A 23,837-nucleotide genomic window follows, 5' to 3' on the forward strand; every position below is an offset into this window, starting at 1 on the left:
AGGGCAGGTTTCGGGCCTCGTCCGAGGCCGGGTGTCAGCACGTGGTGCAGCCGGTACGGGCGGTTTCCACGGCCTTCCTGAGCGTGTCGAGGCCAAGCGCGCCAGGCATCAGCGCATCGCCGATGATGAACGTGGGCGTGCCGTCTATCGCCAGCCGCTGGGCCAGCGCCATGTTCGCCGCGATCGTTTCCCGCACGACGGGCGCACCCATGTCCTCGCGCAGTTTCGACATGTCCATCCCGAGGCCGCGGGCGATCTCGTAGACGGCATCCTCGGTCAAATCGCCTTCGTGTTCCAGGAGGGCGTCGTGGAACTCGGCATAGAGGCCCTGCTCGCGCGAGGCGATCGCCGCCTGGGTCGCGATCACCGAATTGGGCCCCAGGATCGGGAATTCCTTCAGCACGACGCGCACGTTCGGGTCGCTTTCGATCAGCGCCTTCACGGTCGGATGCGCCTGCTTGCAATAGCCGCAGCGGTAGTCGAAGAACTCCACCACCGTCACGTCGCCGTCCGGGTTGCCGAGCACGAGCGAGCGGCCGTCGTCGACCAGTTCATCCCGGCTGCTGGCCAGCATGTCCCGCGTCCGGGCTTCGCGCTGCGCCTGCTGGCGTGCTTCGAGGTTCTGGAACACGCGGACCATGAGCTCGGGGTTTTCGAGAAGGTAACGCTCGATGATCGTCTCGACTGCCTGCGTCTCGGCGGCCGAGAGAGGGGCGACGGCTTCTCCCGCCTGCACAGGGCGCACTGCAAGCGTCGCGGCGAACAGTGCCAGCGCGCACAGGGCGATGCGAAGGATGGGGGCGAGGCGGAAACTCTGGGACATTGGACGCATTCCTCGGTTCAACGGTTTCGGCCGGCCGGATCCTCCGGCGCGACCATGGACTCGATATCGGCTGCGCGCAGCCATGCGGGCGAACCGTTGGGCAGCCCGCGCATGGCGCGCGCCGCCTGCATTTTCGCTTCGGCGATCTTGTTCTCGCGCACCAGCCGCTCCGCGGTGGCAAGCTGGGCGCGCGCGGTGTCGCCGATCCGGTCGTAGCCATTGGCGAGCGTGCGCCAGGCGGGCGTGTAATCGGGGTTGACGCGCAAGGCGGCTTCCAGCACTTGCAACCCCTCCTGGACCTGCGGGCGATCCTCGGTGCGGATCAGGGCCTGGCCGAGGGCGATGCGGATCAGCTGGGCGTCCGGCGCGCGTTCGGCTGCGGCGCGGTAAGCCTCGACGGCGTCCTGTACCTTGCCCCGCTCCAGCAGCATCTGGCCCTTCAGTTCGTGGAAATAGGGATCGGCGGGCGCCTGCGCGATCAGGCTGCCGATCTCGCGGTCCGCGGCGTCATAGTCAGCCGTGCGGTGATAGGCGACGGCGCGGGCATAGCGGGCCGGGATCGAATTGTCGCCCTGCGGATAGCGGTTCAACGCCACCTGGGGCGATTCGAGGAAACCGGTGATCTTTGCCCGCATCCTGTCATGGCGCAGTTGCAGGGCGGCCGCCGCGGAGGGCAAGGCGGGGGTGGCGCGCGTGCGCATCTCTTCGGCGCGGCGTTCGAGCAGCGCGATCCGCTCCCGCGAGAGAGGGTGGGTGAGCGCGTAGGAGTTCTCCAGCGTGCGGCCCAGCACGTTCTGGTCGGCCAGCGTCTGCAGCAGCGCGATCAGCCCGTCGAGCGGCACGTTCGCCGCCTCGAGGTAATTCGCTGCAGCCTGGTCGGCGGATGCCTCCTGCGTGCGGGAATATCGCAGGAACTGGCCGACGCCGAACTGCTGGCCGGCGCTCATGATGCCGGCAGCGGCCGGTCCCGCACCTGCGGCAGCCGCAGCCGCGCCAAGGATCGCCGTCAGGATCATCGGCACCGTCGCCTGTGCCGCGGCACTGCGGATGCGCGAGACATGGCCCGCGGTGATGTGCCCGGTCTCATGTGCGATCACGCCGATGACCTGGTCAGGCGTGTCCGCGGCGCGCAGCAAACCTGTGTGGATGTAGACGGTCTGTCCGCCCATCACGAAGGCGTTGATGCTGTTGTCGCCCAGAAGCACGACCTCTGCACCCGTGCCGGAGAGTCCGGCTGCCGCAAAGATCGGATCGGCATAGTCGGCGACGAGCGCCTCGATCTCGGCGTCGCGGATAACCGTCTGCGCCTGCGCGGGCAGGGCGGCGACGATGCCTGCGAACATTGCCGCGACGCCAAGCACGCGGAAGGCCGGGCGAGAGAGGAGGTGCGTCAGTGCCATGGTCCAGAAGTCCATCGCGAGAACGGCAGAAATATGGACTTTCCGGGAAACGGCAAGGGCAGGGCGCCCGCAAGGGCGGCGCCAGGGTCCGGCAGACCCCGGCGCCATGTCTGCTGAGGCGGGGCCCTCAGGTGTCCTGCCGCAGGAAGCGCGTCCGCCACCAGCCGCGCCGGGCGGGCTTCGGTGCCTCCTGCTGCTCGGTGCCTTCGGACGCACCGGCCATGGCCGAAACGTCCTCCGGCTCGACCTCGGGCTCGTGCTCGGTCGCGATGCCGGCCTGTCCGTCCGGTCCGGCCGCCGTCTCCGCAGCCACGGCTGGTTCGCTCGCGGTTGCGGTCACGGTGTCCGCTTCGGCTGCGGGGGCCCCCGACGGCTCGGCCGTCTTGCGTTTGCGGGTGCGCGGCCTGGCCGGTTTGGCTGGCGCCTCGGCATCGCTGGCGGTGGCTGCTTCTGCGGCTGCAGGTGCAGCCTCCTCGCCTTCCGCAGCAGCCTTGCGCGGCTTGCGGGTACGGCGCGCCTTCGGCTTCGGTGTCTCCTCCGCCGTTTCGGCAGGGGGTCGCGTGGCCACCGGGGTTTCCGCAGATGCCTCAGCCGCAGGCTCAGCCTCTGCCTGCGGGGCAGCTTCCAGGTCGGATCCGAGGCCGACGTCGACAGCCTCGCCCAGCGTCTCGCGGCTTTCCACGATTACTTCGGGTGCGGCGGCCGCCTTCGCGGGCGCGCTCTCTCCGGCCGGGACCTCGGTGGCGGCCTCGTCGGCCCCGCCCTCGGTCTTCCGGCGGCGGCGTCCGCCCCGGCGCCCGCGGCGGCGCTTGCGCGGCTTCTCCTCGCCGGATGCAGCCTCCTCGTCCGCTCGCTCCTCGCCGTCGTCGTCGTCCTCCGCACTCTCGTCGGCGCCATCCTCGGCACCCACTCCGGACTCGCCATCGGTGGCAGCGGTGTCTGCAGCAGCCTCGCCGCCCTTCGGCTTGCGGCGGCGGCGGCGGCGGCGCTTCTTGCGGCCCTCGTCGTCCCCGCCGTCGGCGCGCACGGCGTCCTCCTCCTGCTCCTCGTCCTCGTCGGGGATGCCGGCTTCCTCGGACGAGGTCTCAAGCATTTCCGGCACCGCAAGGTCGATCGCCTTGCCGTCGGCCTTGAGGCGCGTGCGCTCAAGCTCGTAATGGGGAACGGTCAGCTCCTCCACGCCCTCGACCAGTAGCGCCAGTTCGTAGCGCTGCTCGATCTCGTTCACCCATTCGCGCTTGCGGTTGAGGATGAAGTTCGCCACCTCGACCGGCGCGCGGAGCAGAAGTTCCGCGGCCTGGCCCTGGACGCCTTCTTCCTCGGCGCGCCGCAGGATGTGCAGCGCGATGGAGTCGACGGAGCGGATATGTCCCGTTCCGTGGCAATGCGGGCAGGGCGAGGAACTCGTCTCGATCACGCTCGGCCGCAGGCGCTGCCGCGACATCTCCAGCAGGCCGAAGCTGGAGATCCGGCCGACCTGGATGCGCGCGCGGTCGTTCTTCAGGCATTCCTTCAGCTTGCGCTCGACCGCGCGGTTGTTCTTCGACTCCTCCATGTCGATGAAGTCGATCACGATGAGGCCCGCAAGGTCGCGCAGGCGCAGCTGCCGCGCCACTTCCTCGGCCGCCTCGAGATTGGTCTTGAGCGCGGTATCCTCGATCGAATGTTCGCGCGTCGACTTGCCGGAGTTGACGTCGATGGCGACCAGCGCCTCGGTCGCGTTGATCACGAGGTAGCCGCCGGAGCGGAGCTGGACCTGCGGGACCATCAGGCTGTCGAGCTGACTCTCGACCCGGTAGCGGGTGAGCAGCGGCACGCGGTCCTTGTACTGCTTGACGTTCTTCGCGTGGCTGGGTGTCAGCATCTTCATGAAGTCCTTGGCCTCGCGATAGCCGTCATCGCCCTGGACCAGAACCTCGCCGATGTCCTTGGAGTAGAGGTCGCGGATCGCCCGCTTGATCAGGCTGCCTTCCTCGTGCACCAGCGCGGGCGCGGTGGATTGCAGCGTGTCGGTGCGGATCGTGTCCCACAGCCGCAGAAGATATTCGTAGTCGCGCTTGATCTCCGCCTTGGTGCGGTTCGCACCCGCCGTGCGGATGATGAGGCCCATGCCCTCGGGGATCTCCAGTTCCTCCGCGATCGCCTTCAGGCGCTTGCGGTCGGGCGCATTGGTGATCTTGCGGCTGATGCCGCCGCCCTTGCCGGTGTTCGGCATCAGCACGCAATAGCGCCCGGCGAGCGAGATGTAGGTGGTGAGAGCGGCACCCTTGTTGCCACGCTCCTCCTTCACGACCTGGACAAGCAGGATCTGCCGGCGGCGGATCACTTCCTGGATCTTGTAGGGGCGCTGGCGCGGACGCTTGCGCGTCGTCTCCTCGAACGCATCCTCGGCGCCCACGGTCTCGACGCCCTCATCGTCCTCGTCGCCGCCGCCATGGCCGTTGCCGTTGCCTTGACGGCGGCTGGCAGCCTCCTCCTCCTCGGCATCCTCGCGCCGTTCGGCATCGATGAGCGCGCGGCGGTCCGCCACGGGGATCTGGTAATAATCCGGATGGATCTCGTTGAAGGCGAGGAAGCCGTGCCGGTTCCCGCCATACTCGATGAACGCCGCCTGAAGCGACGGTTCAACCCGCGTTACCTTCGCGAGATAGATGTTTCCGGAGATCTGCTTCTTGAATGCGGTTTCGAAATCGAATTCTTCAACCCGGTTGCCATCCACCACGACCACCCGGGTCTCTTCCCGGTGGCTGGCGTCGATCAGCATGCGTCGTGCCATTGTTGTTGTCTTTCCATGAGTGGCGCCCGGTCCGCGCGCAAAGGCTTGCGCGAGCGACAACGGGCGAGCGGTCCGTCACGCACGCGACGGTCCGGCCGGCGCCCGGCCGGTCCCACGTCGTAGCAGTCATGACAGACCCGTGTTTCATACCTTGTCTCGGTTGCCGCATCGCCCGGATACCGGGATCTTGCGGCGGTCATTCGTTCCAGTCGCCGTGAACCGGCGGCCCTGGCGGCATCCCGGGGCGCGAGCCAGTGACAGAAACCGGCGCTGCAGACGACGCAACGCTCGGAACGCATGAGCACCTGACCCGGCCGTGACCGTCAAAGGAAGCCATGCAGTCTGCCACCAATGAGCCCCATTGGAAGCCGCGGCACTATAGCGAGTGCAATGCCGCCGTCACAACGATCTTCTGCACTGTTGCAGCAACAGGGTGAAAAAATCGTGATTATCCGGGCGGCAGACGGTTGCCTGCATTGCCGAATGTCGGCACGTTCCGATGTCGGTTCAAGGGGTTGCGAATCAGGTGATGCTTCTTCGCAGGTGGCTCGTGCGCGCGGTTTTCGCGCTGGCAATGATGGCCGCGGCCGTTCCGGCGGCGGTTTCGCAGGCCGCGATCCCCGTGCCTCAGCCCAAGCCCGCGAGCGAGGGGCCGGCAGTCCCCAGGGCAAAGCCGGTCACGGGTGGCGAGGCAGCCAGCATCGCGGTCCAGGACGCCCGCCTCGGCGTTAGCGGGGGACGCACGCGCTTCGTTCTCGACCTCAGCGGGCCGGTGCCATACCGGGTTTTCCAGCTCGCCGACCCCTACCGCGTCGTCATCGACATGCCGGAGATCGTCTTTCTGCTCCAGACCGGGGCCGGGGAGCAGACGGGCGGCCTCCTGAAGCGGTTTCGCTACGGTCTCTTCCGGCCGGGGAATTCGCGTGTCGTGCTCGACCTCGACGGTCCGGCCGAGGTCGCCTCGGCCTTCGCCCTGCCGCCGAAGGAAGGCAATGGACACCGGCTTGTGCTCGACCTGAAGCCGACCGACCGGGAAACCTTCATGAAGGCCGCGGGCTGGCCCAGCGATCCACCCTTCGCAACGCCGGGCCAGGACGTGCCGCTGGGCATGGAACCGATCCGCCGGCTGGTTGTCCTCGATGCCGGACACGGCGGCGTCGACCCGGGGGCGGTCTCTCCGCGCGTCGGTTACGAGAAGCACATCGTGCTCGACTTCGCCCGTGCGCTGCGCACGGCGCTGGCGCGCCGCGATGTCGAGGTCGTGATGACCCGCGACGAGGACGTGTTCATACCGCTGGCCGACCGGGTGCGGATCGCGCGGGAAGCGCGCGCGAGCCTGATGCTCTCGATCCATGCCGACGTGATCGAGGATCCCGACATTCGCGGCGCCTCCGTCTACACCATCTCCGAGCAGGCTTCGGACGCAGAGGCTGCCGCTCTCGCCAGTTCGGAGAACCGCTCCGACGTGATTGCGGGCGTGGATCTGCGGGAGGAGGGCGACGAGGTCGCGAGCATCCTGATCGATCTCGCCCGCCGCGAGACGAAGAATGCCTCGGTCGATTTCGCGCGCCACCTCGTCCCCGCGCTGGAGCCGGTCACGCCGCTGCTCAGCAAGCCGCACCGGGAGGCAGGATTCCGGGTGCTGAAGGCCCCCGACGTGCCGTCGGTTCTCATCGAACTCGGGTTTCTTTCGAACCACCAGGATGCGGAGCAGCTCGTCCAGGAGGCGTGGATGACGGACACCGCCGAGGTGATGGCCGACGCCGTCAGCGTCTGGCTCGAGACGCGGCCGCAGTAGCACGCGCGCATTGCCTGCGTGGCCCGGGTGCCACAAAATGACCGCAGATTGCGTGCGATATCAGCCTCTGGGGCGCCTCGGCGATTGGCAGCGGTGGCGTGCTCGGCTATGGCTTGCCGGGGCCGCGACGGCGGGCAGGCTTGGGTGGAGACGGTGATGAGTGATGCTGGCGACAATGCCCTGATCCCCGAACCGCGCGAGGATCGCGGTCCGGCAGCCGGGGCCGCGCCGGACCGCGCCGCCCGAAAGGCTGCCAGGACAGCGGCCCGCAAGGAGAAGCGCCCCCGCAAGGCGAAGCGCCGCGGCGGCGGACTCCTGGGGTTTCTCGGATGGGCGTTCGGGCTCGCCTGCCTCATGGTGCTGGGTGGCGCGATCATCGGGCTCTTCATGGTCTGGCACTATGAGGAGGACCTGCCCGATTACGCACAGCTTGCAGAGTACGAGCCGGCGGTGATGACTCGCGTCTACGCGGGCGACGGTGCGCTGATCGGCGAGTTTGCGCGCGAACGGCGGCTCTACACGCCCATCGACGCGATACCGCGCCCACTGATCCATGCCTTCCTCAGCGCCGAGGACAAGAATTTCTACGAGCATCCGGGCGTCGACTTCGTCGGCATCGCGCGCGCGGCGTTGCAAAACGTGGAGAACGCACTCGAAGGCCAGCGGATGCAGGGCGCATCCACGATCACGCAGCAGGTCATCAAGAACTTCCTGCTGTCGAGCGAGCGCAAGCTGGAGCGCAAGATCAAGGAGGCGCTGCTGGCCCTGCGGTTCGAGCGGGCGTTCACCAAGGACCGCATCCTCGAGCTTTACCTGAACGAGATCTATCTCGGCGCCGGGGCCTATGGCGTGACGGCGGCGGCGCTGACCTACTTCGACAAGCCGCTGGACGAACTGACGCTCGAGGAGATCGCGTTCCTCGCCGCGCTGCCCAAGGCGCCTTCCGACTACCACCCGGTACGTAACCGCGACCGCTCCGTCGCCCGGAGGAACTGGGTGATCGAGCGGATGCTCGAGAACGGTTACGTGACGGCAGACGCCGCACGCGCCGCCCGGGCGCGTCCGCTCGAGGTGACGCTCGGACTTGGCCGAGACAGCCTGGAAGCGACCTATTTCGTCGAGGAGATCCGACGCCAGCTGGCGGACCGGTTCGGCAGCGAGACCCTGTATGGCGGCGGCCTCGCCGTGCGCTCCACGTTCGATGCCCGCGTGCAGGACGTGGTCGGGGCCGCGCTGCGCAAGGGGCTGATCGACTATGACGAGGCCGCCGGCTGGCGCGGTCCGCTGGCAAATGTCGGAACCGCCTCCGATGCGCGGGCGGCCCTGGAGGCAGCGGAACTCAGGGTTCCCGCGGACCTCAAGTCTTGGCGCCTGGCGGTCGTGCGGGAGACGGCGCGCGATGCCGCACGCATCGCGGTGATCGGGCGCGATGGCGTGAGCGACGGCCGGATTTCCCTGGAGACCACCGGCTGGGCGAACCCGGTGGATGCGGAGGGCAACCGCGGGCCGGCGCCCAGGTCCATGGCGGATGTGCTGAGCGCGGGCGACGTGGTCTATGTCGAGGCCGCGGAAAAGGAGGGCGCATGGCTTCTGCGCCAGGTGCCGGAGGTGAATGGCGCCGCGGTCGCCATGGACCCGGAAACGGGCCGGGTGATCGCGCTTCAGGGCGGCTTCAGCTTCGGCGTCAGCGAGTTCAACCGTGCAACCCAGGCCGCGCGCCAGCCGGGCTCCTCGTTCAAGCCGTTCGTCTATGCCGCCGCGCTCGACAATGGCTACACGCCGTCGAGCATCATCGTCGACGCGCCGGTCGTGATCGACCAGGGCGAGGAACTGGGCGCGTGGAAGCCGTCGAACTACGGCAACCGGTTCTATGGTCCCTCGACATTGCGCCTCGGCGTGGAAAAGTCGCGCAACCTGATGACTGTGCGCCTGGCGCAGGCAGTCGGCATGGACAAGGTGGTCGACTATGCACGCCGCTTCGACATCGACCGGAAGATGGAGCCGGTGCTCTCGATGGCCCTGGGGGCCGGGGAGACGACGGTGATGCGGATGACCGCGGCCTATGCCGCGCTCGCCAATGGCGGGAAGAAGGTGACGCCGACGCTGATCGACCGCATCCAGGACCGGTACGGGGACACGATCTGGCGGCACGATCCCTTCGTGTGCGAGGGGTGCGACGGGCAGGCGGTCCCGCAGACCGTCGACCGTCGGGAGCGCATCCTGGATGCGCGCACGGCCTACCAGATGGTGTCGATCCTCGAAGGTGTGGTGCAGCGGGGGACGGCGACGAGCCTGAAGCGCCTGGGGCGCCCGGTCGCGGGCAAGACCGGCACGACGAACGAGGCCAAGGACGCCTGGTTCGTGGGCTTCACGCCTGAACTGGTGATCGGCGTCTATGTGGGCTTCGACGAGCCGCGCACGCTCGGCAAGAATGCGTCCGGCGGCTCGATCGCCGCGCCGATCTTCGGCGATGCCATGGCAGGGGCGATGGAGGGTGTGCCGCCGAGCGATTTCGCGGTGCCGCCCGGGGTCGACCTGCTGACCGTGGACGCCCGGACGGGGCAACTCGCCAGGGAGGGCGCGAAGGGCACGCTCGTCGAGGCCTTCAAGGAAGGCGAGAAGCCCGGCGACGGCATCTCGCTGGAGAATTACACGTCCGAACGGGTCGGCGGCTCCGACGTGCTGCTGACGACCGGATCGGGAGGGCTTTACTGACGGCGCGGGCTTCGCTACGCAAGGCGCAAATCCGCTCCAACACACGGTTCCCGATCCAATGCGTGCCGAAGCCGAAACCCTCGCCCACGACATCCGCCAGTCGATCACGCTCTTGAAGAAGCGGCTCGACTGGGACCGCGCGCTCGACCGGCTGGAGGAGTTGAACGCCCGGGTCGAGGATCCGTCGCTCTGGAACGACCCCACCCAGGCGCAGGAGATCATGCGCGAGCGGCAGCGGCTCGATGCGGCCATTGGCGCCTGCAAGCGGATCGAGGCGGAGCTGGACGACCAGATCGGCCTGATCGAGCTGGGCGAGGAAGAGGGCGACCAGTCCATCGTCTCCGACGCCGAGAACATGTTGCGGAGCCTCAAGGACGATGCGCGCCGCCGCGAACTCGAGGCGCTGCTCTCCGGCGAGGCGGACGCCAACGACTGCTACCTCGAAGTTCATGCGGGGGCTGGCGGCACGGAGAGCCAGGACTGGGCCTCGATGCTTCTGCGCATGTACACGCGCTGGTCCGAGCAGCACGGCTACAAGGTCGAGTTGATCGAGGAGACGGACGGCGAGGAAGCCGGCATCAAGTCCGCGACGATCCAGGTCAAGGGCGACAACGCCTATGGCTGGCTGAAGACGGAATCGGGCGTGCATCGTCTCGTCCGCATATCGCCCTACGACAGCCAGGCCCGCCGGCATACTAGCTTTGCGAGCGTCTGGGTCTATCCGGTGATCGATGACCGGATCGAGATCGAGGTGCAGGACAAGGACGTGCGCATCGACACCTACCGGGCAAGCGGCGCGGGCGGCCAGCACGTCAACAGGACGGACTCCGCGGTGCGCATCACGCACATCCCGACGGGTATCGTCGTGCAGTGCCAGAACGACCGCTCCCAGCACAAGAACCGGGAGCGGGCTTGGGAAATGCTGCGCGCCCGCCTCTACGAGCGCGAGCTGCAGATCCGGGAGGAAGCCGCGCAGGCGGTCGAGGACACCAAGACCGAGATCGGCTGGGGCCACCAGATCCGGTCCTATGTGCTGCAGCCCTATCAGATGGTGAAGGATCTGCGCACGGGCGTGGAGAGCACGAGTCCGTCCGACGTGCTGGACGGCAAGCTCGACCCCTTCATGGCGGCGGCGCTCGCGGCGCGGATCGAGGGCCAGACGGCGGCGGTGTCGGAGGATCTCGACTGAGGTTTACACGGGGCTGACGGCCCCGCGCCCGGCGTGCGGTCTGTCAGCCCTGCTGATCGCGGGTGGCGAGGCGTGCAACGGGGGCGGGGGCCGCGGCTGCAGCCGGGACGTCGCCAGCCTGTGCGTCGCGGGCGGCCACGGTCTTGGCGTTCGACACATTGCCGGAGAAATGGGCGCCATCCTCGATGGTGATGGATTCGTTGATCACGTCGCCATCCATGTGCGCGGTCGCCGTAAGCCGCACCTTTCGGCCGGTAATGCGCCCGTCCACACGGCCATGGATCATGACCTGCTCGGCGGTGATCTCACCCTCGACGGTGCCGGACTTGCTGACGGTCAGCACGGCGCAGCGGATGTTGCCCTTGACCGCGCCATCGATCTGAACCTCGCCCGCCGACAGGATGTCGCCATGCACGGCCATGTCCGCGCTGACGATCGAGGGCGGTGCGTTGCGCACTGCCGACACGCCGGAAGCCTTCCCGGACCTAGCGTCCTGTCCCGCTGGCTGCGGCTTGCTGGACCTTGAAAACATCGCGCCCTGCCTTGATGAAGTCCTCGGGATCGTAGAACTCACCGTTGAAGGTGACCTCGTAATGCAGGTGGACGCCCGTGCTGCGGCCCGAGGTGCCCATCTTGCCGATGGCCTGCATGTAGCCGACCTCGTCACCGACCTCCACGCTGATGGAATCGAGGTGCGCATAGCGCGTTGTGATCCCGTGCCCGTGGTCGATCTCGACGAAGCGGCCATAGGCGCCCTTGCGCCCGGCGTGGACGACCTTCCCCGGTGCCGTCGAATGAACGGGCGTGCCGCGCGCCGCGGCGAAGTCGAGGCCGGAATGGAAGGCGCTGCGCTTCGTGAACGGGTCCTTGCGGTACCCGAAACGGCTGGTCAGGCGGTATTCCTCGACCGGCACGGCGAGTGGCAGGCTGTTCAGCGCGATCCGCAGCCACGAGAGCCGGTTGAGCTTCACGGTCAGGCGGTTGATGCGGGCGGAAAACTCGGGGCTTTCCTCGTTGATCTCCCGGATGCGGCGCATTTCGGACAGGTCCATGAACGGACCGCCCAGCGCGGCCGCCGTCGGCTCCAGCGAGTTCAGAAGTTCGCCCACCTTGAGGCCCGTCCGCTCGATCACGCCCTCGAGCATGGAGAGGTTGCCCTCGGCGGAGGATTCGAGCTGCGCGATCAGGCCGCGCTGCACGTCCATCAGCGTGTCGAGGCGCGTTTCCATCTCCGAAACCTCGGCCGCATTTCGCGGACTGTCTTCGGACGCCTTGCGGTGCTGCGTCGACGAGATCTGCTGGCTGACGCGCTTCAGTTCGCTTTCCAGCAGGCCGGTGTGAGCGAGCTGCGTGCTCATGTCCTCGCTCATGATCGAGACGCGCGCACCCAGTTCCTTGACCTTCTGGAGCGCCTCGTCACGCTCCTGCGTCACGGTCCGCAGGCGCGCTTCCGCAGCCTGGCGCGCTTCGACCGCGGCGCGGTAATCGGCACGCAGACGGTCGATGTTCGCTTCGCGCTCGCCCAGCGACTGCTCGAGCGCAGCGATCTTGAGATCCGCGCTCCGGCGTGCCTCGGCCTCCTCGGCGCGGGCGCGGGCAAGCTGTGTTTCCGCCGCGCGCCGGGCATTCTGCGCATCGGCGAGCGTCTTCTCGAGCCCCGCGATGCGGCCGGTGTCGGCCTGCTCCGCCGCCTCCGACGCGGCGATGCGGGCGCGCAGAAGGTTCAGTTCCTCCTGAAGGTCCTGCACGCGCGATGCCCGTGCGTCGGCGTCCTGCTGCAGCTTCTCGATGTTCGTCCGCCGCTCTTCCGCCGCGGCCAGCGCGGTGCCGGACCGGGCGCGCAGGCGGGCGATCTCCTCCCGGAGGGCGCCGCGCTCCGCCTCGAGGCGGGCAAGATCGGCGGCATACTCCGCATCCGGGCCTTGCTGGAGGGTGGCGGTGCGGGGCGTCGAAAGGCCGGCCCCAAGGTGAACCCCAAGTGCGCCGGTTGCCAGCACACCTGCGAGCGCGGCGGCGCAGACGCCCAGCTGGACGCGGTGGCTCAGGGTAAAGTAATGCACCTCGCCGTGCGTGCGGACGAGTATCTGCCGGTCCGGAAACGTCTTCTTCAAACGCGCCGCCGCCCGGGCGAGTGCCCCCCGATCCATCAGTCCCCCGCACTTTGTCGCTGCGATCCCACGCGCAGTCGCCGTCATAGAAACGGAAAGCCGCAGGCGGATCAAGGATTACGTAACCATCTGCCCGTTAACACATTGCTAAGACGACCGCAGCGGCGGACTATTCCGGCCGTCCCGGAAATTTTCTGCTGCCTCCATCGCCTCGGCCCAGGCATAGAAGTCCGGGGGCATGCCGGCCGACGAGCGCGCCTCGCGGTTGAAGGGCGGCTTCAGGCGCCCGCGGAAGCCGGTCTCGACGATCTCGTGGAAGGCGTGGACGGGGTCGAGGCCGCGTGCCTCCGCCTCCGCCCGGAACCAGCGCAGGCCGGTGGCGACATGGCCCACCTCCTCGCAATAGATCACGCCCAGCGCCTCGGCGCTCCCCGCGTCGCCCTCCCGTTCCATGCGCGCGATCATCTGCGGGGTCACGTCGAGGCCGCGCGCCTCCAGCACCAGCGGAACGATGGCAAGGCGGGCCAGCAGGTCGTCCGCGGTCTGCGCCGCGGCGTCCCACAGCCCGTCATGCGCATCGAGGTCGCCATAGACCGCATCGTACGCGGCGAGCCGGCCTGCCACGAGCCGGAAGTGGCGGGCCTCCTCGGCACCCACACGGACCCAGTCGGCGTAGAAGGCGTCCGGCATGGCGGGTCCCGAAAAGCGCGCGATCATGTCCCAGGCGAGGTCGATCGCGTTCAACTCGATATGCGCGACGGCATGAAGAAGGGCGATCCGGCCCTTGCGGCCCCGCGCCCGCCGGGGCACGGAGGTCGGCGAGACGAGACGCGGGCGCAGTGGCCGGGCAGGGCGGACGGGCACTGGCCCCGGCGCGCGGGCAGGGGCGAGCGTGCCCGCCTCCCACGCCGACGCGACCGCAAGCGCGCAGGCTGCCTTGGCGTCGGCGTCCGCGGTTTCGAGAACGCTGCAGGCGGCGTCCTCGAGGCTCGCATGCAGAGGTGCCGGACCGGCGCTCACGCCAGCGCCTGCACCGCCTTCAGCACGGCTTCTGCGTGGCCCGGCACCTTCACCTTGCGCCACACCTCGCGGATCGTGCCGTCCGGACCGATGAGGAAGGTTGCCCGCTCGATCCCCATGTACTTGCGTCCGTACATGCTCTTCTCGACCCAGACGCCGTAGTCCTCGAGCATCTTGCCGTCCTCGTCGGAGACAAGCACGAGGTCGAGGCCGTGCTTGGCCTTGAACTTGTCATGGCTCGCCACGCTGTCCTTCGAGCAGCCGACGACGACAGCCCCCGCCGCGGCGAAGTCCGCGGCCTTCCCGGTGAAGGCGATCGCCTCCTTCGTGCAGCCGCTGGTGTCGTCCTTCGGGTAGAAGTAGACGACGACGGTCTTGCCGGCAGCGTCCGCCAGCGAGAAGGTGCCGCCGCCGTCGCGCGGCAGCGTGAAGGCCGGGGCCTTGTCGCCGGTCTGGGGTGCGTTCGCCATTGCGGTGGATCTCCTTGCCTTCGCGTTGAGCACTGTCCTTGCGGCGTCTCGCCGGGATTGCGGCGCACGCCGCCGCCTGAAATAGTCCGCACCGGGGGGCGTTGCCAACACCTGCAGGCCGATGGAGCATCAAACAGCCGATCAGACCGACACGCCAACGCCGCCCGCCCGGAAGCTCCGGCGGCGGCGCGGACCGGTGCATGGACTCGCCCGCGTGCTGATGGGGGTTCTGCTGTTGCTCGCCCTGGCGGCCGGGGGGGGTGCATGGCGGCTGTCGCAAGGCCCGGTCGACCTCTCGGGATTCGAGGATCTGATTGCAGGCGGTTTGCAGCGTGCCGCCCCGGGCAGCCGCGTGCTCGTCTCCGGCGTCACGCTCGCCTGGAACACCGCCGAACAGCGCCCCACGCTGGCGATTTCACGGCTGACCGTATGGCGGCCCGACGTGGGACGGCCGCTGCACCTGCGCGGGCTCGACCTCGAGGTGAGCAAGCGGGCCCTCGGACTCGGGCGCATCGCGCCTGCGCGCGTGCGGCTCGACCGCCTCCGGCTCGAGATCGAGCGGGATGCCGGCGGCGGCCTCCGCCTTTCTGCGCTTGCCCCTGCAGCGGACGGGCAGGAGGGGCCGGCCGGAAGTGCACCGGAACCCGAGGGCGGGCCGCTGGATCTCATGCGGCTTGCCGACGCGCTGGACGGAGACGCGCTTTTTCCCGGCGCGGCCTGGCTACAGGAAGCCACGGTCAGGGACGCCAGCGTCGTGATCCGGGATCAGGCGCTCGGGCTCAGGTGGGAGCTGGAGGGTGCCCGCGCCTCGCTGCGCCGGACAAGCGGGAATGTGGCGCTCGAGATCGCGGCACCGCGGCTTGGCGAGAACGGATCGCTCGTGCTCGGCGCGAACCTGACGGCGATGGACGGAGCGCTGAAGCTTCGTGCCCGCTTCTACAACACAGCGCTGGGTGCGCTGCCGTCGGTGCTGCTGCCCGGCTGGCTGGATGCGGTACCGGGAGCGCGGCTCGAAGGAAACGCAGAGGTCGAGGTTGCGGCCCCGTTCGATCTGCGGCGCGGCAGTTTCGATATCGCGGTGTCGGGCCTCGACCTTACCCGCACGGTCGAGATCGGCACGCCGCGTGCGTTCCACCTGACGGCCGTGCGGGTGCGGGGCAAGGCAGGCGACGGATTCCGCTCGCTCGACATCGCAGACTGGCAGGTCGAGGGCCAGGGGCGCATGGGCGGTTCGGGCCAGGCCCGCCTGCTGGACGACGGCGCGTGGCGGGCCGAGATGCTGTTCACCGGCGATGCCCTCAATCCTGGCTTCCTGTTCGACCGGCCGCTCGACGTGCGCGACGGGCTGGCGCACGTCACGTGGAGGCCGGCGGACGGGTCGTTGGCGTTGCGGGAACTCGCCCTGCGGGTCGGGAGCACGGGCGTCAGCCTGTCGGGTGAGGTGCAGCCCGGTGGGGCGTACTCGGCGCAAGGCCGGCTCGAGACCGTGACGGTGGAGGATCTCGTTGGGCTCTGGCCGATCGGCCTGCCGGGGAGCGGACGGGCCTGGATCGCCGAGCATGTCGAGGCCGCGCGGGTGCCCGAGGGCCGCTTCACGATCTCCGGCGCGCCAGGCGCGGAGCCGGAGATCGACCTGCAGTTCGGCATCGAGGGTGCGCGCGTGCGCTATGTCCCGACGATGCCGCCGCTCGAGGAGGCGCGGGGGCAGGGACGGCTGACCGCCCGCACGCTGGAGATCGACGTGGAGGAAGGCCGGATCGCCGATCTCTCCATCCGGGAAGGGCACTTCGTGATCCCCGAGCTCGGTGCGCAGCCTGCCCTTGGAGAGATCGCGCTGGCTGCGGAGGGGGCCGCGGCAAGCCTGTTGCGCGTCCTCGATGCACCGCCGCTCGGCCTGCCGTCGAAGGTCGATCTGGCGCCCGACGCCATCGGCGGGTCGGTGCGCGGGCGGATGAACCTCTCCCTTCCGCTGGTGAAGGATCTGCCGATCGAGGCCGTCCTGCTCGATTCCACGACCGAGGGCCGGGGTCTCAGCCTTGGCCTGGGCGGCGGAGACTACGCGGTGAGCGAGGCCGATCTCGTCTTCAACGCGACACAGGAGAGCCTGCGCGCCGCCGGCCCGGCCAAGGTCAACGGCGTCCCGGTGGAGATCGCCTGGAGCGAACGCTTCTCCGGCCCGCAGCGCGACCGCAGCGTGGTCGAGGTCATGGCGACGCTGGACGACGAGGCGCGCCAGGTGCTCGATATCGATGTCGGCGCCTATGTCAGCGGGCCGGTCGGCGTCCGCGTTGTCAAGCGCGGCTTGAGCGCGACGCAGGGCGCGGTCTCGCTCGAAGCGGACCTGAGCCGCGCCCGTGTCCGCCTGCCGGAGATCGGCTGGACGGCGGCGCAGCGCGGCGATGTGGAGCGGCTGGCGGTGTCGGCGCGGCTCGACGGCGCTCAGACCCTCATCGACACCGTGGATGTGGCAGGGCCGGGCCTGACCGTATCGGCGCGCGATATCGAGCTTGCGGGACGCGAGGTGCGCTCGATCTATCTCGACCGCTTCGTGGCGGAAGGGGCCGCCGACGTTCGAGGGGCGCTGCGCCGGACGCCCGAGGGTGGCGTCTCCGCACGGCTGGAGGGCCGTTTCCTCAATGTGGGCGCGCTGCTGGCCGGGGAACAGGCGGGCGGGCAGGCAAGGGCCGCCGCGCCGCGGGAGGGGGCAGGTGCGACGCCTTACCCGCCGCTCAACCTCGATGCGCGCATCGGCACGGTGCGCATCGCCGAGGGCCTGGTCATGCGGGATGCAGAAATGCGGCTCGCCAACCGGGCGGGCACGCCCGACCTGATCGAGGGAAACCTGACATTCCGCGGTGCATCGCCGGTGCGGCTGACCTGGCAGCGCACCAGCCCGGGCGAGCGCCTGATCGGCGCGGAATCGGAGGATGCTGGCGCGATCCTGCGGGCACTCGATCTCTATGGCGGGCTCGCGGGGGGGACGCTGTCCGTCCGGGCCGCGCTCACGGAGGATGCGGCGGGCGAGACGCGAATCGCCGGGCGTGCCGAGATCGACGGGGCGGTGCTGAAGGACGCGCCGACCTTCGCCAAGGTGCTGACGCTCGCCTCGCTGACGGGGATTGCCAACCGGCTCGCGGGCGAGGGCATCGACGTCAGCGAGATCGAGGTGCCGTTCGCCATTTCCGGCGAGAGGATCGCCATCGACGATGCAATCGCGCGGGGGCCGGCGCTGGGTTTAACGCTGCGCGGTATGGTCGACCGCAGGTCGGACACGCTGGCGCTGGGCGGGACCATCGTGCCCGCCTATGGCATCAACACCCTGGTCGGCAACATCCCGCTGCTGGGCCGGCTGCTGACGAGCCGCGAGGGCGAAGGGGTGTTCGGCATCACCTACCAGGTAACTGGGCCGGTGGCGGATCCGCAGGTCTCGGTCAACCCGCTGTCTGCGCTGGCGCCGGGCATCCTGCGCCGCCTGTTCGACACGCCGGGGACAGCGGCAGGGCCGGGGGACGGGCAGCAGCCCCTCGACATACCCGCCTATCCGGAGGGTGTGGAGGGCAACTGACCGCGCCCGGTGGACGGCAGCCCGGCTTCAGACCGCCTTCAACAGGGCGTGGCGCTTCTTGCCGGAGGAGAGCTTCACGCGGCCTTCCGTATCGAGGTCGGCGGGTCCGATGAGACCCGCCTCGTCGCTCACGAGCGCATCGTTGACGCGCGCACCGCCGCCGCGGACGAGGCGGCGCACCTCGCCCTTCGAGGCGGCAAGCTTCGCCATCACGAAGGCGTCGAGCAGGCCGATCCCCGCCTCGACCTCGGCGCGCGGCACCTCGATCGTCGGTAGGCCCTCCGATGTCTGGCCAGCCTCGAAGGTGGAGCGCGCGGTTTCGGCAGCCTGTCCGGCAGCCGCGCGCCCGTGCGCCATCGCGGTTACCTCGGTCGCGAGGATCTTCTTGGCCTCGTTCAGTTCTGCGCCCTCGAGCGCCTCCAGCCGGGCGATCTCGTCGAGCGGCATCTCGGTGAAGAGACGCAGGAACCTGCCCACGTCGGCGTCGGCCGCGTTGCGCCAGTACTGCCAGTAGTCGTAGGGCGACAGCATGTCGGCGTTCAGCCAGACCGCGCCCGAGGCGGTCTTGCCCATCTTCGCGCCGGATGCGCTGGTCAGCAGCGGCGTCGTCAGGCCGAAGAGGTGGGCCCCGTCGCAGCGCCGCCCAAGCTCGATCCCGTTGACGATGTTGCCCCACTGGTCCGAGCCGCCCATCTGCAGGACGCAGTCTCGCCGCCGGTTCAGTTCCAGGAAGTCGTAGGCCTGCAGGATCATGTAGTTGAATTCGAGGAAGGTCAGCGGCTGCTCGCGGTCGAGACGCAGGCGCACACTATCGAACGTCATCATGCGGTTAATCGAGAAGTGCCGCCCGTAGTCGCGCAGGAACGAGATGTAGTTGAGCCCGTCGAGCCAGTCGGCATTGTTCACCATCACCGCGTCGGTCGGCCCGTCGCCGAAGGTCAGGAACTTCGCGAAGACCTGCTTGATCCCCTCCATGTTGCGGGCGATCTGCTCGTCGGTCAGAAGCTGGCGGCTCTCGTCGCGGCCCGAGGGATCGCCGATCCGCGTGGTTCCCCCACCCATCAGCACGATGGGCTTGTGGCCCGTCTGCTGCAGCCAGCGGAGCATCATGATCTGCACCAGGCTGCCCGCATGCAGGCTTTCCGCCGTGCAGTCGAAGCCGATATAAGCCACGATCGGACCCTTGGCCGCCAGCGCGTCGAGCCCCTCGGCATCGGTCTGCTGCTGGATGAAGCCGCGCGCATCGAGGGCGCGAAGGAAGTCGGAGCGGAACGCGGTCATGGCGAAACTCTCTTCAGGAAGGCACACTGCAAGGCCGGATGAGGCCGGGTGCGACGGATCGGACCGCGAAGGGGTGTAGCATGGGCGATGCAGGGGTCAAGCATGCCGAGACGCAAGGGGCGCCTGCAACGGGCCGGGGCCGCGACGGGCTGTTCCGTGCGGTGGGTCTCATGTCCGGCACCTCGGCCGACGGAATCGACGCGGCGCTGATCGAGACGGACGGCGAAGGGCGCGTGCACGTCATCGCCGGACAGTCGCGCCCCTTCGTGCCGGAAACGCGGGCGAGCCTGCTCGCGGCCATGCGGGCGGCCCGCGCGCAAGGGGCGCAGACGACCGAAACGCCGGAGATCCGCGACGCCGTGCGCCGGCTGACGCTCGCCGCCGCCGAGGCCGTCGGCGATGTGATCGCGCAGGTGGGCCTGACGGCGCAGGCGGTGGACGTGGTCGGCTTCCATGGCCAGACGGTCAATCACCTGCCGGACAAGGGCTTTACCTGGCAGATCGGCGATGCGGACCTGCTGGCGCAACTGACCGGCATCGATGTCGCGCACGATTTCCGCAGCGCCGACGTGGCGGCGGGCGGGCAGGGCGCGCCCTTCGCGCCGGCCTATCACCGGGCGCGTGCGATCTCGGCGGGCGAGGCGCTGCCGGTCGCAGTGCTCAATATCGGCGGCGTTGCGAACGTCACCTGGATCGGGGAGGCGGAGATGATCGCCTTCGACACCGGGCCGGGCAATGCGCTCCTCGACGACTGGGTCCATGCGCATACCGGCCTCAGCTTCGACGCGGGCGGGGCGCTGGCGGGGAGCGGGGCGGTACACCCGGATGTGCTGACCGCGCTGCTCGATCATCCCTACTTCGATGCGCCGCCGCCCAAGTCGCTCGACCGGAACGATTTCGACATCGCCGCGGCGCGCGGGCTCTCGGCGGCCGACGGGGCCGCGACGCTCGCCGCGATGACCGTGGGCGCGGTGGCGCTCGCCGCGCGGCTGCTGCCCGCACCGCCCGTCCGCTGGATCGTGACGGGCGGGGGGGCGCACAATGCGCACCTGATGGGGGAACTCGCCCGCGCGCTGGGCGCGCCGGTGGTGGACGCGGGCGCGGTCGGCTGGGACGGCGACCTGCTGGAGGCGGAGGCGTTCGCCTATCTCGCGGTGCGGTCCATGCGCGGCCTGCCGCTCAGCTGGCCCGGCACGACGGGCGTGCCGGAACCGATGCCGGGAGGGCGGCTGACGCGCGCCAGGCGTTGAGGCCCCGCCAGCCTGGGCGACAGGTGCGGTGCGCGGCGGCAATCGGGAGGGGGCGGCATGAGCGAACGGAAAGGCTTTCAGCTCGCCGGCGGCGCGGCGGTGGCGTACGAGCAGGTGCTGGTGCCGTTGTGGTTCGAAAGATGGGCGCACGCTCTCCTCGATCTCGTGGCGCTGGCGCCCGGAGAAAAGGTCCTCGACGTCGCCTGCGGTACCGGCGTGACGACGCGCCTCGCAAAACGCGCCGTCGGGGCACGGGGACAGGTCGTTGGCCTCGACATCAACGCGCCTATGCTGGCCATCGCGCGCGACCTCGCGCCGGACCTCGACATTGCGTGGATCGAGGCGGATGCCTGCGACACCGGGCTGGAGACCGGAAGCTGCGATGCGGTCATTTCGCAGCATGGATACCATTATCTTCCCGACAAGGCGGCTGCATTGGCGGAGATGCGCCGCGCCCTCGCGCCCGGGGGGCGCATCGCCCTGTCGATCTGGGAGGGACACAGCCCATACACGGCAGCGCTGTGCGAAGCGGTTGCACGCTTCATCTCGGCCGATGCCGCCCGGACGCAGCGGAGCCAGAGGGAGACGCCCGGCCCCGGCGACCTCGCGCAAGCGCTCACGAGGGCGGGTTTCCGTGACGTGGAAATCGTGCGGCAAACCCTCGACATCCGGGTTCCGTCCGCACGAGAGTTCGTGCCCCTGCATCTTGGCGCGATGCCGATTGCGGGCGCTTTCCAGGCGCTGCCAGAGGGGGAACGAGATCGGCTCGTGTCCACCGTCGAGGCCGCCATGGCGCCGTACGTGCGCGAAAACGGACTGGTCTACCCCGACGCCGTCAACGTCATGACCGCCCGCCGTTGAGGAGCGTCAGGAGGCTTCCGCAAGGCGGACGCCGGCGTTGCGGCTGTCGAGGTAGTTCTCGACGGTGCCCAGCATCTCGTCCATGTGCTTCTCGAAGAAGTGGTTGGCGCCGTCGATCAGCGTATGCTCGACCGTGATGCCGCGCTGAAGCTTCAGCTTGTCGGCCAGCTTCTTGATGTCGCCCGGCGGCACGATCTTGTCGGCCGACCCGTTCACGATCAGGCCGGACGCCGGGCACGGCGCGAGGAATGTGAAGTCGTACATGTTCGCGGGTGGCGCGACGGAAATGAAGCCGTTGATCTCTGGCCGGCGCATCAGAAGCTGCATGCCGATCCAGGCGCCGAAGGAAAAGCCCGCGACCCAGGTCTCGGTGGCGTTCTTGTTGAAGCTCTGCAGCCAGTCGAGGGCGGAGGCGGCGTCCGAAAGTTCCCCCACGCCGCTGTCGAACACGCCCTGGCTGCGGCCTACCCCACGGAAGTTGAACCGCAAGACGGAGAAGCCGCGCCGCTGGAACAGGTAGAAGAGGTTGTAGACCACCTTGTTGTTCATCGTGCCGCCGAACTGCGGATGCGGGTGCAGCACGATGGCGACGGGCGCATTCGGGTCCTTGCCCGGCTGATAACGGCCTTCCAGCCGGCCTTCCGGCCCGGCGAAAATGACTTCCGGCATGGGCGTGCTCCTTCAAGCGCTGGCCGCGTCCCGTCGGGAAGAGCAAATACTTGACTGGAATAGTCAGGTACCATACCTGATGCGAGGTATGCGAACGCTCTCCGGCCATGGGCGGACGTGCGTTCATATCGAACAGACGGGTCGATTTTCAAGCTTTACGCACACGGGGCGGTGGGAAATCCGTCCCCGAGGGCCATCGGAACGGATGCGATGAAACTCAGCACCAAGGGCAGATACGCGGTAATGGCGCTGACCGACCTGGCGCGGCACGAGGCGGCGGGACCGGTCTCGCTGTCCGATATCTCGCTGCGGCAGGGGATCTCGCTCGCCTACCTGGAACAGATCTTCGTCAAGCTGCGCCGCGCCGGAATCGTCAGCAGCACGCGGGGCCCCGGCGGGGGCTACGTCCTCAGCCACGGGGCGGAAGGAACGCGCGTCCTCGACATCATGCTGGCGGTGGACGAGCCGATCAAGACGACGCGGTGCGGCGGCGACACGTCGAAGGGCTGCCACGCGGGCTCCGCGCGCTGCCTGACGCACGACCTGTGGGCAGAGCTTGGGCACATGATCGAGATGTTCCTGGCGTCGGTCTCGCTCGCCGACGTGGTGGCGCGGCGCAACCTCAGCCCCTACGGCCTCGACTTCCTGCGCGAGGGCCCGCGCGTCCCGGAAGAGCAGGGGGCCGCGTAGACCCGATGACCCGCGCCCGCACCTATCTCGACGCCAATGCGACCGCGCCGCTGCTTCCCGACGCGCGCGAGGCGATGGTGGCGGCGCTCGACGCGGTCGGCAATCCGTCCTCGGTGCACGAGGAGGGCCGCCGCGCCAAGCGCACGGTCGAGACGGCGCGGGCCGCGGTCGCGGACCTCTTCGGCGCAGCACCGCGCAATGTCGTGTTCATGAGCGGGGGAACCGAAGCGAACCACCTGGCGCTGCGGGGTCTCGGCGGCGTGCGCCGGCTGCTCGTCTCTGCGGTCGAGCACGATTGCGTCATGGCTGCGGCAAAGGCGAGCGGGCGCGCGGTCACGGTCCTGCCCGTCGACGCCCAGGGCCGGGTGAGCGCGCAAGCCGTCTGCGATGCATTGGGCGCGGACGGTGCGGATGCCCTCGTCAGCGTGATGGCGGCGAACAACGAGACGGGCGTGATCCAGCCGATCGCGGAGATCGCGGAGGCCGCGCACCTGAAAGGCGCGCTGATGCACTGCGACGCAGCGCAGGCGCCAGGGCGGATGGCGCTTTCAGGCTGGGCGCACGGGCCCGATCTCGTGACGCTTTCGGCGCACAAGATGGGCGGGCCGCAGGGCGTGGGCGCGCTGATCGTCAAGGACGGGATCGAGCTTGCGGCCCTGCTCACCGGCGGCGGGCAGGAGATGGGCCGACGTGCCGGGACGGAGGCGGTCGCGGTGATCGCGGGTTTCGGCGCGGCTGCGGCGGCCCTGGGTGCGTGGGAGCAGGAGCTGCTCGCGGGCTTGCGAGACCGGTTCGAGACGGCGGTGCGCGAGGCGGGCGGGGAAGTCGCGGGCGCAGGCGTGCCGCGGCTCGCCAACACCTCGTGCGCGATCCTGCCCGGCGTGCCGGCGGAGACGCAGGTGATGACGCTCGACCTCGGCGGCATATCGGTCAGCGCGGGATCGGCCTGTTCGTCGGGCAAGGTGCGCCGGTCGCATGTGCTGGAGGCGATGGGTCTCGACGAGGAACGGGCGGGATCGGCGATCCGGGTCAGCCTGCCGTGGTCGGCGCAGGAAGACGACGTGGAGCGCCTCATCGCCGCATGGAGGGTGATGGCGGCGCGGCTCGCCCCGCGGCATCGGGAAAAGGTCGCGTAGGGCCGTCGGAATACGGCTTGATCGCTTGGGCGGTCCGGCCTAGGTAACGGGTATATTTCTGACTAACGCAGTCAGGTATTGGGATG

General features: G+C 69.1%; 17 protein-coding genes. 8 read left to right on the top strand and 9 right to left on the bottom strand.

All coding sequences use genetic code 11. From position 1 onward, the window contains the following. Positions 1 to 34: 34 nt before the first annotated feature. The 3 genes from NJQ99_RS04605 to NJQ99_RS04615 all read right to left on the bottom strand — a co-directional run bounded on the left by NJQ99_RS04605 (position 35) and on the right by NJQ99_RS04615 (position 4,999). The gene (locus NJQ99_RS04605) at positions 35 to 823 is read right to left on the bottom strand and encodes a DsbA family protein (protein ID WP_269331616.1); all 789 of its coding nucleotides are present in this window, start codon (positions 821 to 823) and stop codon (positions 35 to 37) included. 17 nt (positions 824 to 840) lie between these two features. Next, the gene (locus NJQ99_RS04610) at positions 841 to 2,223 is read right to left on the bottom strand and encodes a M48 family metalloprotease (RefSeq protein ID WP_269331617.1); all 1,383 of its coding nucleotides are present in this window, start codon (positions 2,221 to 2,223) and stop codon (positions 841 to 843) included. Positions 2,224 to 2,350: 127 nt separating this feature from the next. After that, positions 2,351 to 4,999 carry an Rne/Rng family ribonuclease gene (locus NJQ99_RS04615; RefSeq protein WP_269331618.1) on the bottom strand — a complete coding sequence of 883 codons (2,649 nt, stop codon included), beginning with the start codon at positions 4,997 to 4,999 and terminating at the stop codon, positions 2,351 to 2,353. Between the two features lie 529 nt (positions 5,000 to 5,528). Here NJQ99_RS04615 and NJQ99_RS04620 point away from each other — a divergent pair. From NJQ99_RS04620 to prfB, 3 genes are all read left to right on the top strand, one after another. Further along, positions 5,529 to 6,797 (top strand): N-acetylmuramoyl-L-alanine amidase, encoded by a 1,269-nt coding sequence (locus NJQ99_RS04620; RefSeq protein ID WP_269331619.1) that lies wholly within the window; start codon positions 5,529 to 5,531, stop codon positions 6,795 to 6,797. Between the two features lie 156 nt (positions 6,798 to 6,953). Continuing rightward, on the top strand, positions 6,954 to 9,512 hold the full coding sequence (locus NJQ99_RS04625) for a penicillin-binding protein 1A (RefSeq protein ID WP_269331620.1): 2,559 nt from the start codon (positions 6,954 to 6,956) through the stop codon (positions 9,510 to 9,512). 58 nt (positions 9,513 to 9,570) lie between these two features. Continuing rightward, positions 9,571 to 10,701 (top strand): peptide chain release factor 2, encoded by a 1,131-nt coding sequence (gene prfB / locus NJQ99_RS04630; RefSeq protein WP_269331621.1) that lies wholly within the window; start codon positions 9,571 to 9,573, stop codon positions 10,699 to 10,701. A 43-nt stretch (positions 10,702 to 10,744) separates the two neighbouring features. On the opposite strand, the gene NJQ99_RS04635 is transcribed toward prfB, so the two are convergent. The 4 genes from NJQ99_RS04635 to NJQ99_RS04650 form a co-directional block, all read right to left on the bottom strand. Beyond that, on the bottom strand, positions 10,745 to 11,167 hold the full coding sequence (locus NJQ99_RS04635) for a bactofilin family protein (protein ID WP_269331622.1): 423 nt from the start codon (positions 11,165 to 11,167) through the stop codon (positions 10,745 to 10,747). A 19-nt stretch (positions 11,168 to 11,186) separates the two neighbouring features. Beyond that, complete coding sequence (locus NJQ99_RS04640) at positions 11,187 to 12,848, bottom strand: peptidoglycan DD-metalloendopeptidase family protein (protein WP_269331623.1); 1,662 nt, start codon at positions 12,846 to 12,848, stop codon at positions 11,187 to 11,189. A 108-nt stretch (positions 12,849 to 12,956) separates the two neighbouring features. Next, the gene (locus tag NJQ99_RS04645; protein ID WP_269331624.1) at positions 12,957 to 13,829 is read right to left on the bottom strand and encodes a ferritin-like domain-containing protein; all 873 of its coding nucleotides are present in this window, start codon (positions 13,827 to 13,829) and stop codon (positions 12,957 to 12,959) included. After that, positions 13,826 to 14,299 carry a peroxiredoxin gene (locus tag NJQ99_RS04650; RefSeq protein WP_269331625.1) on the bottom strand — a complete coding sequence of 158 codons (474 nt, stop codon included), beginning with the start codon at positions 14,297 to 14,299 and terminating at the stop codon, positions 13,826 to 13,828. The genes NJQ99_RS04645 and NJQ99_RS04650 overlap by 4 nt, the downstream gene beginning before the upstream one ends. Before the next feature lie 220 nt (positions 14,300 to 14,519). On the opposite strand from NJQ99_RS04650, the gene NJQ99_RS04655 reads away from it, so the two are divergent. Beyond that, positions 14,520 to 17,864, top strand: a complete 3,345-nt coding sequence (locus tag NJQ99_RS04655; protein WP_269332076.1) for a YhdP family protein — start codon at positions 14,520 to 14,522, stop codon at positions 17,862 to 17,864. A gap of 27 nt (positions 17,865 to 17,891) precedes the next feature. On the opposite strand, the gene tyrS is transcribed toward NJQ99_RS04655, so the two are convergent. After that, on the bottom strand, positions 17,892 to 19,145 hold the full coding sequence (gene tyrS, locus NJQ99_RS04660) for a tyrosine--tRNA ligase (protein WP_269331626.1): 1,254 nt from the start codon (positions 19,143 to 19,145) through the stop codon (positions 17,892 to 17,894). Between the two features lie 80 nt (positions 19,146 to 19,225). Here tyrS and NJQ99_RS04665 point away from each other — a divergent pair, with 80 nt between their 5' ends. After that, the gene (locus tag NJQ99_RS04665; RefSeq protein ID WP_269331627.1) at positions 19,226 to 20,395 is read left to right on the top strand and encodes an anhydro-N-acetylmuramic acid kinase; all 1,170 of its coding nucleotides are present in this window, start codon (positions 19,226 to 19,228) and stop codon (positions 20,393 to 20,395) included. Between the two features lie 57 nt (positions 20,396 to 20,452). Further along, positions 20,453 to 21,256, top strand: coding sequence for a class I SAM-dependent methyltransferase (locus tag NJQ99_RS04670; RefSeq protein WP_269331628.1), 804 nt, complete (start codon positions 20,453 to 20,455; stop codon positions 21,254 to 21,256). Positions 21,257 to 21,262: 6 nt separating this feature from the next. On the opposite strand, the gene NJQ99_RS04675 is transcribed toward NJQ99_RS04670, so the two are convergent. After that, the gene (locus NJQ99_RS04675; RefSeq protein WP_269331629.1) at positions 21,263 to 21,925 is read right to left on the bottom strand and encodes an alpha/beta hydrolase; all 663 of its coding nucleotides are present in this window, start codon (positions 21,923 to 21,925) and stop codon (positions 21,263 to 21,265) included. Between the two features lie 210 nt (positions 21,926 to 22,135). Here NJQ99_RS04675 and NJQ99_RS04680 point away from each other — a divergent pair, with 210 nt between their 5' ends. Together NJQ99_RS04680 and NJQ99_RS04685 are read left to right on the top strand one after the other, a co-directional pair. Further along, positions 22,136 to 22,615, top strand: a complete 480-nt coding sequence (locus tag NJQ99_RS04680) for an Rrf2 family transcriptional regulator (protein ID WP_269331630.1) — start codon at positions 22,136 to 22,138, stop codon at positions 22,613 to 22,615. A gap of 5 nt (positions 22,616 to 22,620) precedes the next feature. Continuing rightward, the gene (locus tag NJQ99_RS04685) at positions 22,621 to 23,751 is read left to right on the top strand and encodes a cysteine desulfurase family protein (RefSeq protein ID WP_269331631.1); all 1,131 of its coding nucleotides are present in this window, start codon (positions 22,621 to 22,623) and stop codon (positions 23,749 to 23,751) included. Positions 23,752 to 23,837: the final 86 nt, after the last annotated feature.

It is taken from the genome of Futiania mangrovi, from assembly GCF_024158125.1.
Lineage (GTDB): Bacteria > Pseudomonadota > Alphaproteobacteria > Futianiales > Futianiaceae > Futiania > Futiania mangrovi.